This is a genomic window from Cumulibacter soli (genome assembly GCF_004382795.1).
Classification (GTDB): Bacteria; Actinomycetota; Actinomycetes; order Mycobacteriales; family Antricoccaceae; genus Cumulibacter; species Cumulibacter soli.
This window is the reverse complement of record NZ_SMSG01000006.1, coordinates 135207-149532: the sequence shown is the minus strand read 5'-3', so window position 1 is coordinate 149532 and position 14326 is coordinate 135207. Positions and strand designations below refer to the sequence as shown.

At 64.5% G+C, this 14326-nt stretch carries 12 protein-coding genes and 1 tRNA gene; 5 read left to right on the top strand and 8 right to left on the bottom strand.

From position 1 onward, the window contains the following. Positions 1–9: 9 nt before the first annotated feature. Positions 10–1692 (bottom strand): MDR family MFS transporter, encoded by a 1683-nt coding sequence (locus tag E1H16_RS13865; protein WP_134324509.1) that lies wholly within the window; start codon positions 1690–1692, stop codon positions 10–12. A gap of 128 nt (positions 1693–1820) precedes the next feature. On the opposite strand from E1H16_RS13865, the gene E1H16_RS13860 reads away from it, so the two are divergent. Further along, positions 1821–2402, top strand: coding sequence for a TetR/AcrR family transcriptional regulator (locus E1H16_RS13860; protein ID WP_166741778.1), 582 nt, complete (start codon positions 1821–1823; stop codon positions 2400–2402). 65 nt (positions 2403–2467) lie between these two features. Here E1H16_RS13860 and E1H16_RS13855 read toward each other — a convergent pair whose 3' ends face one another. Then, complete coding sequence (locus tag E1H16_RS13855; protein ID WP_134324507.1) at positions 2468–3541, bottom strand: inositol-3-phosphate synthase; 1074 nt, start codon at positions 3539–3541, stop codon at positions 2468–2470. Between the two features lie 280 nt (positions 3542–3821). On the opposite strand from E1H16_RS13855, the gene E1H16_RS13850 reads away from it, so the two are divergent. Further along, a complete protein-coding gene (locus E1H16_RS13850; RefSeq protein WP_134324506.1) occupies positions 3822–4313 on the top strand; it encodes a DUF3145 domain-containing protein in 492 nt (163 codons plus the stop codon). A 256-nt stretch (positions 4314–4569) separates the two neighbouring features. Here E1H16_RS13850 and E1H16_RS13845 read toward each other — a convergent pair whose 3' ends face one another. The 6 genes from E1H16_RS13845 to aceE form a co-directional block, all read right to left on the bottom strand. Next, positions 4570–5976: an acyl-CoA carboxylase subunit beta gene (locus E1H16_RS13845; RefSeq protein ID WP_134324505.1), complete on the bottom strand. Its 1407-nt coding sequence runs from the start codon at positions 5974–5976 to the stop codon at positions 4570–4572. An 11-nt stretch (positions 5977–5987) separates the two neighbouring features. Continuing rightward, the gene (locus E1H16_RS13840) at positions 5988–7211 is read right to left on the bottom strand and encodes a beta-ketoacyl-[acyl-carrier-protein] synthase family protein (protein WP_134324504.1); all 1224 of its coding nucleotides are present in this window, start codon (positions 7209–7211) and stop codon (positions 5988–5990) included. 91 nt (positions 7212–7302) lie between these two features. After that, the gene (locus E1H16_RS13835; RefSeq protein WP_166741777.1) at positions 7303–7545 is read right to left on the bottom strand and encodes an acyl carrier protein; all 243 of its coding nucleotides are present in this window, start codon (positions 7543–7545) and stop codon (positions 7303–7305) included. An 85-nt stretch (positions 7546–7630) separates the two neighbouring features. Continuing rightward, positions 7631–8590: a beta-ketoacyl-ACP synthase III gene (locus tag E1H16_RS13830; RefSeq protein ID WP_134324502.1), complete on the bottom strand. Its 960-nt coding sequence runs from the start codon at positions 8588–8590 to the stop codon at positions 7631–7633. A gap of 1 nt (position 8591) precedes the next feature. Continuing rightward, positions 8592–9494: an ACP S-malonyltransferase gene (locus E1H16_RS13825; protein WP_134324501.1), complete on the bottom strand. Its 903-nt coding sequence runs from the start codon at positions 9492–9494 to the stop codon at positions 8592–8594. A 289-nt stretch (positions 9495–9783) separates the two neighbouring features. Beyond that, on the bottom strand, positions 9784–12615 hold the full coding sequence (gene aceE / locus E1H16_RS13820) for a pyruvate dehydrogenase (acetyl-transferring), homodimeric type (RefSeq protein WP_243837862.1): 2832 nt from the start codon (positions 12613–12615) through the stop codon (positions 9784–9786). 234 nt (positions 12616–12849) lie between these two features. Here aceE and E1H16_RS13815 point away from each other — a divergent pair, with 234 nt between their 5' ends. The 3 genes from E1H16_RS13815 (at position 12850) to E1H16_RS13805 (ending at position 14157) form a co-directional block, all read left to right on the top strand. Next, positions 12850–13323: a hypothetical protein gene (locus E1H16_RS13815; RefSeq protein WP_134324500.1), complete on the top strand. Its 474-nt coding sequence runs from the start codon at positions 12850–12852 to the stop codon at positions 13321–13323. A gap of 86 nt (positions 13324–13409) precedes the next feature. Continuing rightward, complete coding sequence (locus tag E1H16_RS13810; protein ID WP_134324499.1) at positions 13410–13874, top strand: peroxiredoxin; 465 nt, start codon at positions 13410–13412, stop codon at positions 13872–13874. A gap of 207 nt (positions 13875–14081) precedes the next feature. Continuing rightward, positions 14082–14157: transfer RNA gene (locus E1H16_RS13805), tRNA-Val, on the top strand. Positions 14158–14326 lie beyond the last annotated feature (169 nt).

The window sequence follows — 14326 nt, the reverse complement described above, 5'->3', positions numbered from 1 at the left end:
CTGTGCCGGTTAAGACCGGCTGCCCGGGGCGCTTCGTACCGCGTTCTGGGCGGTGGCGGACGGGGTGCTCGCGGGCGGCGCAGAAGTCGGGATCACAGTGGCATCAGCGATACCGGGAGCTAGGTCGGGGCCTTGCTCGGACGGCGAGTCGTCGAGTGTCTCGCGTAGCGGCACCGCCTTGATCAGCGCCGTGGCGATGAACGCGACGGCGAGGATCGGCAGTGCCAGCAGGAACACGACATGCAACCGATCCGCCATCCCAGCGCGTACGGCGTCCTCCACAGCAGTAGGTAGACCAGCGAGCTGTGCGGGGTCGAGGACGGACGCAGCGTCGAAACCTCCCGGCGGTATCTGCGACTCGGCACCTTCGGGCATGTGCGAGGTGATCGCCTGGGGAAGACCGAGCGTCATCGCCGTACCAAACACCGCGATGCCGATCGTCGAGCCGACATTGCGGAAGAACTGAGTAGCCGCCGTACCCACGCCGATATCCCGCTGGGAAACCTGGTTTTGCACCACGATGGTGTACTGCTGCATGCACATGCCGAGACCAACACCGAGCACGACCATGGCGAAGGTCAACTCTTCGGCTGTCGATCCGAAACCGAGTCGCGTGATCATCCAGATGCCGACGCCCATCAAGACGATGCCGACGAGCATGAACGGCTTGTAGCGGCCCGTACGCGTGATCAACGCCCCGGTACCGACGCCGAGCAGGATGAAGCCCAGCATGAGCGGCATCAGGATCAGCCCGGAATTGGTCGCGTTCACGCCGATCACCGCTTGTGCGTACACCGGGATGTAAATGATGGCGCCGAACATCACCATGGTCACGGTGAACGCGCCCACGATCGACCAACTGAAGATGCTGCTGGAGAACAACCGCAGCGGGAGCAATGGCTCCTCGGCGCGCTGCTCGATGACGATGAAGGCCCCCAGGAACACGACGCCGATCGCGATCAAGGTGATGATCTGCGGGGACGTCCAGTCATAGGTCACCCCGCCGAGCGATGAGGTGAGCAAGATCGCGACCAGCCCGATCGTCAGGGTGATGATGCCCCCGTAGTCGATCTTTGCCTTCCGCTTCTCGAAGTCCAGGCGTAGGAAGCGAGCGATGAAGAAAAGCGCCACGAAACCGATCGGGACGGCGGCGAAGAAGAGCCAACGCCAACCCCAGTGGTCGGTGATGACGCCGCCGGCGATCGGGCCGGCGACCGAGGTCACGCCGAAGACTGAACCCATTAATCCCTGATACTTGCCGCGTTGGCGCGACGGAATCATGTCTCCGATGATGGTTTGAGACAGCGGCATCAGGGTGCCCATGCCGATGCCTTGAATCGCGCGACCGGTGACCAGCACCCAGAAGTCCTCGGCGAACCCGCAGACCAGGGAGCCGATCATGAACACGACGATTCCGGCCAGATAGAACACGCGACGGCCGTAGAGGTCGGAGAATTTTCCGACGATCGGGACCGTCACGGCCGACACCAACATGGCCGCGGTGGCGACCCAGCTGTAGTACTCCATACCGCCGAGTTCGGCAACGATGCGGGGCATTGCCGGTCCGACGATGGTTTGGCTCACCGATGCGACGAACATGCCGAGCATCAAACCGAGGAAGATCTTGCGGTGCTCTGGAGAAAGTCGATATGCCGCGACCGCGTCGTGATTGCGCTCAGTGCGTTTCGACATGCGATCCTTCCCAGTGGCACGTAGGTTTGATGGGCAGCCGCCGTCGTGCGGTGAAGCATATTATTGCACGTACTGCAATAATTGTGCCTGCGTCACACACGTGGCGGCTGGCGGGGAGGGGACGTTTCATGGCGCCTGACGCCGACGTTGCAACGTCGCTGCGTGAGCGAAAGAAGCTGGAGACTCGGCGGAGTATTCATCGGGCCGCTCTGGAGCTGGCGATCGCGCGCGGGCCGAACAGGGTGACGATTGACGACATCGCTGAGTCAGTCGGGATCTCACCGCGGACCTTCTTCAACTACTTCGCTACGAAGGAGCAGGCGTTTGTCGGGCTCGGCCCGGATCTGGCTGCGGAGGTGTCCGCAGCGCTACATGAGCGGCCGGATGATGAAAGCATCACTGACAGTGTGCACGCCGTGTTTGCAGCGCGCCTCGCCGTATTGGCCGAGGACGTCGAGTCGTGGCGACTGCGCATGGAACTGGCAGGCACGGCCCCGGAGTTGGCGAATGCGATGTTCGGTTCGACAGCGCGGATGGAACGTGCGGTTGTCGCGGTGGCCGTTGAGCGGGCCGGACACGATGGGCTTGACGTGGTGATGCCGGCGTTTCAGGCGATGGGCGTCATTCGCGCCGTGCTGTGGGTGCACGTGGGCGCGGGGCTGACGGGTGATCTGCTGGAACGGCTCGAAGAGGCGTTCGCGAAGTTGTAAAGCGTCGGGAAACCAAAATGCCCGCCGGGACCGAACGGTCCCGGCGGGCATTTTGCTGTCGCCTGTTACGACTCGCCCTGGATGAACTTCTCGACCGCGTCGCGGGCGGTGGAGTCGTCGTACTGCTCGGGCGGGGACTTCATGAAGTAGGAGGACGCCGAAAGGATCGGGCCGCCGATGCCGCGGTCCTTCGCGATCTTCGCGGCGCGCAGCGCGTCGATGATGACGCCGGCGGAGTTGGGGGAGTCCCACACCTCAAGCTTGTACTCAAGCGAGGTTGGGACGTCGCCGAAGCCACTGCCTTCGATCCGCACGTACGCGAACTTACGGTCATCGAGCCACGGCACGTGGTCGGAGGGGCCGACGTGTACGTCGCGGCTGGGCAGCTCGCGGTCGATCTGCGAAGTGACGGCCTGGGTCTTGGAAATCTTCTTCGACTCGAGGCGCTTACGCTCGAGCATGTTCATGAAGTCCATGTTGCCGCCGAAGTTCAGCTGGTAGGTGCGGTCAACCTTGACGCCACGGTCTTCGAACAATTTGGTCAGCACGCGGTGCGTGATGGTTGCGCCGACCTGAGACTTGATGTCGTCGCCGACGATCGGCACGCCAGCATCGGCGAACTTCTTCGCCCACACGGGGTCGGTTGCGATGAACACCGGCAGCGCGTTTACGAACGCGACCTTGGCGTCGATGGCGCACTGTGCGTAGAAGCGATCGGCTTCTTCGGAGCCCACCGGAAGGTACGAGATGAGGACGTCGACCTCGCGATCCTTGAGAATCTGTACGACGTCGACCGGTTCGGCAGCGGACTCGTCGATGATGTCGCGGTAGTACGAGCCGAGTCCGTCAAAGGTGTGGCCGCGGCTGACCTCGACGCCGAGGGTCGGCACATCGCAGATCTTGATGGTGTTGTTCTGGCTGGCATTGATCGCCTCGGCGAGATCCTTGCCGACCTTCAGGTCATCGACGTCGAACGCGGCGACAAATTCGATGTCGCCGACGTGGTAGTCACCGAATTGCACGTGCATCAGGCCCGGAACGGTCTCCGTAGCAGGGGTGTCACGGTAATAGTGCACACCCTGCACAAGCGAGGAGGCGCAGTTTCCTACGCCGACGATTGCGACCTTGATCGAGCCCATGTGCTGTGTCCTTCGAACCGGAAAATAAGCGCCCTTCAGCCTACACGGATTGTTTAGTGCTCAACCGCTCGGTGTATGCCAGGCGTTGCCGTGTTGGTCACTTCAGCCCCAGCGTGGTCGTTCGAGGCTGGTCGAAGTCGACGCCCGAACAGCAGTGAATCGGCGGGGTTGAGCAATGCGGCGGTTTACGTAACAATAGGAACGTCACGAACACGCGCAACATACGTCACTTCAGTCACGGCCGTTGGGGAAGGCGACCGATCGACCTGGAGGTGCCGCTATGCAGACGCGTGGTGTTGTGTTTGTCCACTCCGCCCCGCCGGCGTTAACGCCGCATGCCGAGTGGGCCATTTCGTCGACCCTTGGACTTCCCGTGCGTATCCAGTGGACCGCACAGCCGGCCGCCGAGGGCGAGTTGCGTGGTGAGGTGGTGTTCTCCGGACCGTCCGGCTCGGCGCACCGAATCGCCTCGGCGCTTAAGGCGTGGCCGATGTTGGTCTTCGAGGTTACCGAAGAGCCGACCGCAGGCACTGACGGTGAACGAATCGCGCACATTCCGGGACGCGGAATCTTCCGTGCTCAGGTCGGCGTGAACGGCGACATCGTCGTCTCCGAGAATCAGCTGCGAGCATTACGCGACTCGGCCCGCACGGTCGAGGAGTTCCGGCATGGACTGGACCAGTTGACCGGCCAAAGTATCGACGATGCGCTCGAAATCTACCGCGAGGGCGGGGACGGCGCTCCCGTGACCTGGCTGCACCGCGCCGGTTAGTTCCGCCATCACCGCGCCGCGGCGGCTAGCACCGCTGCAGTACCCTCCCGCCCCGCGCCGCCGCCCCGATCGCTGACCGGGCGGCCGAGCTTCGGCGGGTGACCGGGTGTGGCCGCGCTTTGGCTGGCGACCGTGTACGGCCGCCTCGATGGAGGACCAGTGGGGGCACCGATTCGGTACGTATCGGTCGCTCGCAATGAGGAACGGCCGGTTGTCGCGGTGCCCGTGACGATTCGGTGGGTGCTGGGCGGTGGCGCTACAAGGGGATGTTGCCGTGCATACCCCGGCCGCTTGGGCGGCTCGCCAACGCCGTGACCAGTTCGATCTGAGTCTGTACGGGCTCAATCACGCTGTCCACCACACCCAATTCGACGGCACGGTTGACGTCACCGGCGATCTTCTCGTGCTCGGCGGCCAACTTGTCGTGCAGCGCCTCGCGCTCCTCGATCGGGGTGGCAGCGAGGGTCTTGCGGTGCAGAATGCCCACCGCTGCCTTCGCCCCCATAACGGCGACCTCTGCGGTCGGCCAGGCGAACACCTTGGTCGCGCCGAGCGACTTCGAGTTCATCGCGATGTAGGCCCCGCCGTACACCTTTCGAGTGACCAGAGTGACTCGCGGCACCACGCACTCAGCGAACGCGTGCAGCAACTTCGCGCCGCGGCGTACGACGCCGTCCCACTCCTGACCGACGCCCGGCAAGTAACCGGGGACGTCGACGACGACAACCAGCGGAACGCCGAGCGCGTCGCACATCCGCACGAAGCGCGAGGACTTCTCGGCGCTGTGCGAATCCAGGCAACCACCGAGCCGGATCGGGTTGTTCGCGACAACGCCGACCGTGCGTCCGGCCATTCGGCCGAGGCCGCAGACGATGTTCGGCGCCCACTTCGGCTGGATCTCCAGCAGGTCGCCGTCCAGTAGTTCACGCAGCAGCGGTCGGACGTCGTACGCCCGGCGTGCCGACTCCGGCAGTGCCGTCTCGAGCGCCGGTTTTTCCTTGAGTTGGGTGAGGTCGAACTTGCCCTGTTCGCTCAACAGCGTGGCCAGTTCCCGGGCGGTGTTCAGTGCGGACTCGTCGTCGTCGGTCGTGATGTGGACGACGCCGCTCTTCTTGCCGTGCGTATCGGGGCCGCCGAGAGCCTCCATGTCGACCTGTTCACCGGTGACCGACCGGACGACCTCCGGCCCGGTGACGAATACCCGACCGGACGACGACATGATCACCACGTCGGTCAGTGCCGGACCGTACGCCGCACCGCCCGCAGCCGGGCCGAGTACGACAGAAATCTGCGGAATCCGGCCCGAGGCATGCACCATCGCGGCGAATACCTGCCCCACAGCGTCGAGCGCTTCAACGCCCTCGGCAAGCCTGGCTCCGCCGGAGTGCCAGATACCGACGCATGCGACTCGCTCGCGATTCGCCGTGTCGATGGCGTCGACGATATTGGCGCAACCCGCCGAGCCCATCGCGCCGCCCATCTTCGTGGCATCCGTGCAGAATGCGACGGTCGGCGAACCGTCGATCTTCCCGCGCCCCCACACGACACCGGTGCCTTCGTCGCGACGGTTTGCCAACTCCAGCGTGTCCGCATCGAACAGCGTGGCCAGCCGGGTGACTGGATCTCGGGGATCAACAGCTGGCTCGGTGGTCGTCGTCGACACGAAGGTGCTCCTTAGATCGTGGTGAACAGCAGGGCAGTGTTGTGGCCACCGAATCCGAACGAGTCGTTCACGGCGGCGTCAATCTTCATCGCACGCGCGTCGCCGCGTACTAGGTCCAGCGCCTGGACGTTCTCGTCCGGGTCAATGTCGTGCAGGTTCAAGATCGGCGGCACCATCTGGTCACGTATCGACAGGATCGTGAACAGAGCCTCAACCGCCCCGGAGGCACCCATCATGTGTCCGGTCGCCCCCTTGGTGGCGGTGATGGCGGGGTGATCGCCGAGCGCGGCACGGATCGCGGCCGCCTCGGCGATATCGCCGACCGGAGTCGAGGTGGCGTGCGCATTCACGTGTTGGACGGCGGTGGGCTCCAGTCCGCTGTCGCGCAGCGCGAGCTTGATGGCCCGGGCTGCGCCACCGCCGGTCGGGTCGGGGGCCACCATGTCGTACCCGTCCGAGGTGGTGCCGGCACCGGCGAGCAGCGCGATCGCGCGCGCCCCGCGGGCCGCAGCGTGCTCGGCGGTCTCCAGTACGACCAGGGCCGCACCCTCGCCCATCACGAAACCGTCGCGACCAGTGTCGAATGGGCGGACCGCGCCCTGGGGATCGTCATTGCGGGTGGACATCGCACGGGCCATACCGAACCCGGCGTACGGCGTGGGATGCAGGCAGGCCTCGGCGCCGCCGGCGACGACGACGTCCACGCGCCCGGCCCGGATCAGGTCGCGACCGAGTTGCATAGCCTCAGCGCCCGAGGCGCAGGCGGAGACAACGGTGTGGACGCCGCCCTTCGCGCCGAGTTCGAGACCGGCAGCTGCTGCGGGGCCGTTGGGCATCAGCATCGGGATCATGTGCGGAGAGACGCGCTTGGCGCCGCGCTGTTCGCGGATGTCGTCCTGCGCCAGCAGGGTGACTGCGCCGCCGATCCCGGTGCCGACGACGACCGCGATGCGCTCGGGGTCGACGTCCGGGGTGCCGGCGGACTCCCATGCTTCACGCGCGGCGACGATCGCGGCGTGCTGTGATACGTCGAGGCGGCGAGCCTTCGGACGTGGAATGTGATTGGTGGGCGAGTCAGCGAACGGAGCCGCGAGTCGGCACGGGACGTCGGCGTACTGCTCATCGGTGATGGGTGCGATTCCCGTGCGACCGGCCAGTAGTGCGGCCCAGGAGCTCTCGACGTCACCGCCTAGGGGCGTCGTTGCACCGAGTCCGGTGATCACTACGTCGGTCACGAACGTCCTTCTCTCGCTGATGTGCTGCTGGGTAGACGCGGGCGCTCGCCGTCGGCGGGCACCCGCGTCACGTGCGCGTATGCGCGGAAGACTACTGGTGATCCTCGACGTACTTCATCGCATCGCCGACGGTCTTGATGTTGGCGAGCTCCTCGTCGGGGATGGCAACGCCCCACTTGTCCTCAACGGCGGTGGCGATCTCCACCATCGACAGCGAGTCGACGTCGAGGTCATCGGTGAACGACTTCTCCGGAGCGACGTCCTCAGGCAGAACGCCGGCAACCTCTTCGAGGATCTCGGCGAGACCGTCCTGAATTTCCTGGGTGGTAGCCACGATGTGGTGTTCCTTTCTCGGGGTGCGGGCGGCGGTCGCCGCCAGCGGTTGCTGGTTACCTCCCGCGGACGGGAGACGGTGCCGGTCAGGGCATCACGAAGATCTGCCCGGCGTAGGTGAGCCCCGCGCCGAAACCGATCGTGAGCACTTTATCTCCGGAGCGGGCCAGACCGTCGGCAACCAGCCGTTGTATGGCGAGTGGGATTGACGCAGCCGACGTGTTCCCGGAGTACTCGATGTCCTTTGCGACGACGACATCCTCGCGGAAGTCGAGTGCGCGAAGCATGTTAGTGGTGATTCGCAGGTTGGCTTGATGGGGGACGAAGACGTCGATATCGCGCATCGTGATACCAGCGGCGGTGCAAATCTTCTCGATTTGCGGGCGTACTTCGGTGGTCGCCCACCGGAATACGGCTCGACCGTCCATCTCCATCAGGCTGTCGCGGTCGCGCACGATGATGGCCTCGGGACGATCGCCGGCCGATCCCCACACCGCCGGCCCGATCTGCTGCGTCTCCGAGCGTCCGACGATGGCGGCGCCAGCGCCGTCGGCGAAGATAATGCAGGTCGAACGGTCCTGCGGATCGACCCAGTCGGTGAGCTTCTCCACGCCGACGACCAGCGCCGTGGTCGCATCGCCGACCTGGATCGCGTTAGAGGCCTGCGAAAGCGCGTAGCAGAATCCGGCGCACGCGGCATTCACGTCGTACGCGCCGGGGGCTTTCGCGCCGAGGATGTGCGCGACTTGGGGTGCCGCCGAGGGTAGTTGCGACACGGCGGTGCACGTCGCCAGGATTACTAGATCAAGGTCCTCGGCGGTGATACCCGCATTGGCGAGCGCGTCGCGACTGGCTTCGACCGCCATCGACACGATGGTCTCGGACTCGTCGGCGAACCGACGCTCCTTGATTCCGACTCGGCTCGTGATCCAGTCGTCGTCGGTGTCGACCCGCTGCGCGAGGTCGTCGTTGGTGACCACAGTGCTCGGCCGGTAGGCGCCGAATCCAAGGATCGCGGCGCTGCGGCGGTCGATGTTCAGTGACATTTCAGGTGAGCAAGTCGCGTACGGCGTCGAGGTCGTCGGGAGTCTTTACCGCGACATTCTTTACGCCCTTCATGCCGCGGCGGGCCAGACCACTGAGTGCACCGGCCGGTGGCAACTCGACGATGGCTTCGACACCCAACTCCAGCATCTGCGACATGCACAGGTCCCAGCGAACCGGATTGGTGACCTGGGTGACCAGGCTGTCCAGGAACGCGGCTCCTGAGGCCGCAGGTTTGCCGTCGGCGTTCGAGAGCAGGGTGACGCTGGGATCAGCGGCTTGCAGTGACGCGCGCTGTTCGGCTACGCGGTCCTGCGCGGGCTGCATGAAGCGGGTGTGGAAGGCGCCGGCGACCGACAACGGCATGACGCGAGCCTTCGCCGGCGGGTTCTCCTTCAGCTTGGCGATCGCACCGGCCGGACCGGCCGCGACGATCTGTCCGGCTCCGTTGCGGTTCGCCGGGTCCAGGCCGAAGCCGCTGAGCGTGTCGATCACGTCTTGTTCGTCTCCGCCGAGTACAGCGGCCATCGACGTCGGCTCGAGCGCGCATGCGTCGGCCATGGCGCGGCCGCGGACGGCGGCGAGTTTGACTGCAGCATCCGGCGCGATGACACCGGCCATAGCCGCCGCTGCGACCTCACCGATGCTGTGCCCGGCCACGACCAGGTCACTGCTGGTCGGAGCGAGTGCGCCGTACGCCAGCAGGGCCAGTGAGACGACCAGCGGCTGGGTGACGGCCGTGTCCTTGATTTCTTCGGCGTCCGCGGTAGTGCCGAGGCGCTCCAGGTTGATCCCGCTTAGTTCGGACATTGCCGCGACAGTTTCGCGAGCGTACTCCAACTCGAGCCAGGGAGCGAGCATTCCGGGGGTCTGCGAGCCCTGACCGGGCGCAACTATCGCGATCACGAGTCCACTTTCGTCGTTACCTACAGGTAATGCCAGGATACCGGCGGTGCGTGTCGCCACACTGCGGCGTCAGATGCCGCGTGGCGCAACGCGAATCTATTCGCGCGCGGTGTGAAGCGCTCGCGCTGCGGTGCCCAACGGTTCGATGCTCATGCGGTTCGATGCCGAGGCGGTTCGATGTTCATGCGGTTCGATGCCGAGGCGGTTCGATGTTCATGCGGTTCGATGTCCGGGGCGCTCGCGATCAGAACCAGTGGCCAGAAGCGCGAGCGCCCTCGGTATGGGCGGGTTAGGTGAGGCCGCCGGAATGGTCCTCCTCAACCGCGCTGGGGTCATCCACGTGGTACGTATCGATCACCAACTGCAACTGCGAGCGGTCGTACTGACCCTCCTCAGTCAACGACGTCAGCGCACGCAACACGATCGACTCCGCGTCGACTCCGAAGTGCCGACGCAGCGCCGGACGAGTGTCCGACAGGCCGAATCCGTCGGTGCCCAACGAGTCGAACCGCCCCGGAACCCACTGCCTGATCTGGTCCTGCACGGCCCGCATGTAGTCGCTAACGGCGACGACCGGCCCCTGCCTATCGGCGAGTTTGCTGGTCACGAACGGCACGCGCGGCGTCTCATTGGGATTCATCAGGTTGTGTCGGTCGGATTCCAGGCCGTCGCGACGCAGCTCGTTCCAGGACGTCACAGACCACACGTCTGCGTCGACACCGAAGTTTTCGCCGAGGATGTGTTGCGCCTTCAGCGCCGCGTTGATCGCGACGCCGGATGCGAGTAGTTGCACCCGAGGGCGCCCGGTGTCTTCGTGGCCGGGGCTATAGAGATGGATACCGCGCAGAATTCCTTCCACATCGGTGTCCTCTGGTTCAGCCGGCTGCGGGTATGGCTCGTTGTACATCGTCAGGTAGTAAATGACGTTCTGGTCGCGCCCGTCCGACCCGTCGCCGTACATCCGCTTGAGCGCGTCCTTGGCGATGTGGCCCAGTTCGAACGCGTAGGCCGCGTCGTACGCCACGACCGCGGGGTTCGAGGCCGCGAGCAGCAGCGAATGCCCGTCCTCGTGCTGCAACCCCTCGCCATTGAGCGTCGTACGCCCCGCGGTGGCGCCCAACATGAACCCGCGGCTCATCTGGTCGGCGGCTGCCCAAATACCGTCGCCGGTGCGTTGGAACCCGAACATCGAATAGAAGATATAGATAGGGATCATCGGCTCATCGTGCGTGTCGTACGACGAGCCGACCGCGGTGAAGGACGCGACCGACCCGGCCTCGTCGATACCTTCGTGCAGCAGTTGGCCCTTGACCGACTCCTTGTAAGCGAGGATGAGATCGCTGTCGACGGACGTGTAATGCTGCCCGTGCGGGGAGTAGATCATCTGCGTGGGGAAGAACGCGTCCATACCGAAGGTGCGGGCTTCGTCGGGGATGATCGGCACAATACGGTGGCCGATACCTTCGTCTTTAAACAGGTCCCGGATGAGCCGCACGAATGCCATCGTGGTCGCTACCGGTTGTTTGCCGGACCCGCGTGCCATGACCTCGAACGTCTTATCCGGGGGAGTCGGCAGTGCCTTGTGCTGAGTGCGCCGTTTGGGCAGACTTCCGCCGAGATCGCGGCGGCGCTGCAGCAGGTACTGCATCTCCTCGGAGTCATCGCTCGGCTTGTAGTACGGCGGTAGGTACGGGTCGAGTTGGTCGTCCGGAATCGGGATGTTCATCCGGTCGCGGAAGACCTTCAAGTCGTCCTTGGACAGCTTCTTCATCTGATGGGTGGCGTTACGGCCCTCGAATGAGCGACCGAGCGTCCAGCCCTTGATGGTCTTTGCCAGGATCACGGTTGGCTGGCCGTTGTGGGCCACCGCGCGGGCGTACGCCGCATACACCTTGTGGTAATCGTGCCCGCCGCGCTGCAGACGCCAAATCGCATCGTCGCTCATGTGCTCGACCATCTTGAGCGCTCGCGGATCGCGACCGAAGAAGTGCTCGCGAACGAACGCGCCGTTGTTCGCCTTGTAGGTCTGGTAATCGCCGTCCGGCGTCGTGTTCATGATGTGCAGTAGCGCGTTCTCGGTGTCCCGCGCGAGCAGGTCGTCCCAGCCACGGCCCCACACAACCTTGATCACGTTCCACCCGGCGCCGGTGAACAGCGACTCGAGTTCCTGAATGATCTTGCCGTTACCGCGGACCGGACCGTCCAGGCGCTGCAGGTTGCAGTTGACCACGAAGGTGAGGTTGTCGAGTTCTTCGCGTGCCGCGAGCGCGAGACCGGAGACCGACTCGGGCTCGTCCATCTCGCCGTCGCCGAGGAACGCCCATACATGCTGGTCGCTGGTGTCTTTGATGCCGCGATTGTGCAGATAGCGATTGAATCGGGCCTGGTAGACAGCGTTCAGCGGGCCGAGCCCCATCGAGACGGTCGGGAACTGCCAGAAGTCGGGCATCAGCCGCGGGTGCGGGTACGAGGGCAGGCCGGGCTTCGCGGTGAGTTCCTGCCGGAACCCGTCGAGGCGGGACTCCTCGAGGCGTCCCTCGAGGAAGGCGCGCGCGTAGATGCCGGGCGAGCCGTGCCCCTGGAAGTAGATCTGGTCGCCGCCGCCAGGCGCGTCCGGGCCGCGGAAGAAGTGATTGAACCCGACTTCATACAGCACGGCGGAGGAGGCGTAGGTCGAGATGTGTCCGCCGACGCCGACGCCGGGGCGTTGCGCGCGGTGCACCATTATTGCCGCGTTCCAGCGCAGATACTGGCGGAAGCGGTGCTCGATGTCCTCGTCGCCGGGGTACGTGGGCTCCTCAGCCGGGGAGATCGTGTTGATGTAGTCGGTCGAGCGCAGCGCGGGTAGGCCGACGCCCAGGTGGCGGGCGCGTTCGTTGACGCGGAGCAGGAGGTGTCGGGCGCGGCGAGTGCCGTTGTTCTCGACGACGGCGTCGATCGAATCGAGCCATTCGGTCGTTTCGTCCGGGTCTGCGTCGAAAATCTGGGCGGTCATACCGTCGGTGATGACCTGGGTGCGATCCTTCGGGTCGGTACCGATGAGATGCTCCGATGTGTCATCGGTGTGCGGATCGGCGGAGGGCTGAAGCTCGTCCGCGATGTCATGTGGATTTCGTGCCACGATGGGTTCTCCTTCGCTTCTGGCGGAATCCGGTGCCATCGATGAGGTGGGCGAGGGCACCCGTTGGACCTAATCTATTCCTTATTCGTCACGTGATCGAATAACCGGCACGATGCGAGACGGCGCCGATTCTCGGCGTCGCGATGGTCACATCCATCGGTCGGTTTCGGGCTCTGGCGTCGTCTAGGCTGGTGCTTGGACTCTGCCCGGCACCCCAGGACGAAAGCGATGTAGGTGACTTCCACTCTGGCCAGACGAACAGCCACGGCTGTCCTGTGCGCCGCCGGTGTGCTTGGCGTCGCTGGATGCGTCACGACGTTGCCGGGAACCGCTGGTCACGCGCCTGGAACCGTGGTCAGTCCGCCCTCGGAGAGCGCCAAGGCCGATGGCCTCACCGAGGAGGCGCAGCAGCAGTGCGCCGACGCCTTGACCAGCGCCAAGGGATTCATCGAGAGCTGGAAAGACGTAGCGACCGGATCCGCGCCGCCGACGGCTGAACAGCGCCAGGAACTTGCGAAAGAAGTCCAGGGCTACGTTGACGAACTAAATGCCCAGATGCCGACGATCAGCGATGATGGCCTCGTGTCGCACGTGCAGCAAATCGTGTCCGAGATGAACTCGATCGTGATCGGCCTGCAGTCCGGCATCGCAGTCGAACTGTCGGCGTACAGCGCGGCAGTCAACTCCACCACTGAATACTGCAAGTGAAGTAGCGATCGGCGGCGACCGTCACCGATCGGAGCGAAACGGCCAGTGACGCTAGTCGCCGGTCCTGATGAGTTAAAGGAGTACGGATGACCACCATCAACGTCGGTGACCAGGCCCCGGATTTCACCACCAAGGACCAGCACAACCAGGAGGTCAAACTCAGCGACTTCCAGGGCAAGCAGAACGTGCTGCTCGTCTTCTACCCGTTCGCCTTCTCCGGTGTTTGCACCGGGGAGCTGTGCGCGGTCCGCGACGACCTCGCCTCGTTCCAGAACGACAAGGTGCAGGTGCTGCCGATCTCGGTTGATCACCCCTTCACGCTCAAGGCGTTCGCGGAGAAGGAAGGTTACAACTTTCCGCTGCTGGCCGACTTCTGGCCGCACGGCGGCATCGCCCAGCAGTACGGCGTGTTCAACGACGCGGCCGGCTTCGCGCTGCGCGGCACCTTCCTGATCGACAAGGAAGGCAAGGTCCAGTACACCTCGGTGAACGGACCTGGCGACGCGCGTGACCAGGGCGAGTGGAAGTCGGCGATCGCTTCGTTGGCGTAGCCCTCAGTTTCGGGCTTTAGGGTTCTGCGGCGGATTCGCGTTCGGTGTTCCGGTATGCGGCGGGTTTGCCTACGTTTTCGGTCGATACCGTGGGCGAATCCTCCGCAGGTCATCGTACGAGTACGGCCGTCTGAGTGAATTCCTGTTCGTGACAGCCCTAGATGAGCCGCGTGCGGCTGGTCGAGTAGTATCGACAAGCCGCACAGCGGGCGTATAGCTCAGTTGGTAGAGCGCTCGCCTTACAAGCGAGTGGTCACAGGTTCGAGTCCTGTTACGCCCACCACAAAACCGCAGGTCAGACGGCATAAATGGTCATGTACAGCGTCGAAGTTCGCATGTGGATCCTTGTTCGCGCATTAAGTAGCGCACTTCCGCCCCGTAGTCGGGGCATAACCGCGCGGGTTACTGCGCAAGATGCTCGACAGTGCGCCGAACCGCGGGCCTCCGTCGGG

Coding starts and splice junctions, on each gene's coding strand:
- E1H16_RS13850 (WP_134324506.1), top strand. CDS start 3,822: ATGCAGACGCGTGGTGTTGTGTTTGTCCACTCCGCCCCGCCGGCGTTA.
- E1H16_RS13810 (WP_134324499.1), top strand. CDS start 13,410: ATGACCACCATCAACGTCGGTGACCAGGCCCCGGATTTCACCACCAAG.
- E1H16_RS13830 (WP_134324502.1), bottom strand. CDS start 8,590: ATGTCACTGAACATCGACCGCCGCAGCGCCGCGATCCTTGGATTCGGC.
- E1H16_RS13860 (WP_166741778.1), top strand. CDS start 1,821: ATGGCGCCTGACGCCGACGTTGCAACGTCGCTGCGTGAGCGAAAGAAG.
- E1H16_RS13865 (WP_134324509.1), bottom strand. CDS start 1,692: ATGTCGAAACGCACTGAGCGCAATCACGACGCGGTCGCGGCATATCGA.
- E1H16_RS13855 (WP_134324507.1), bottom strand. CDS start 3,541: ATGGGCTCGATCAAGGTCGCAATCGTCGGCGTAGGAAACTGCGCCTCC.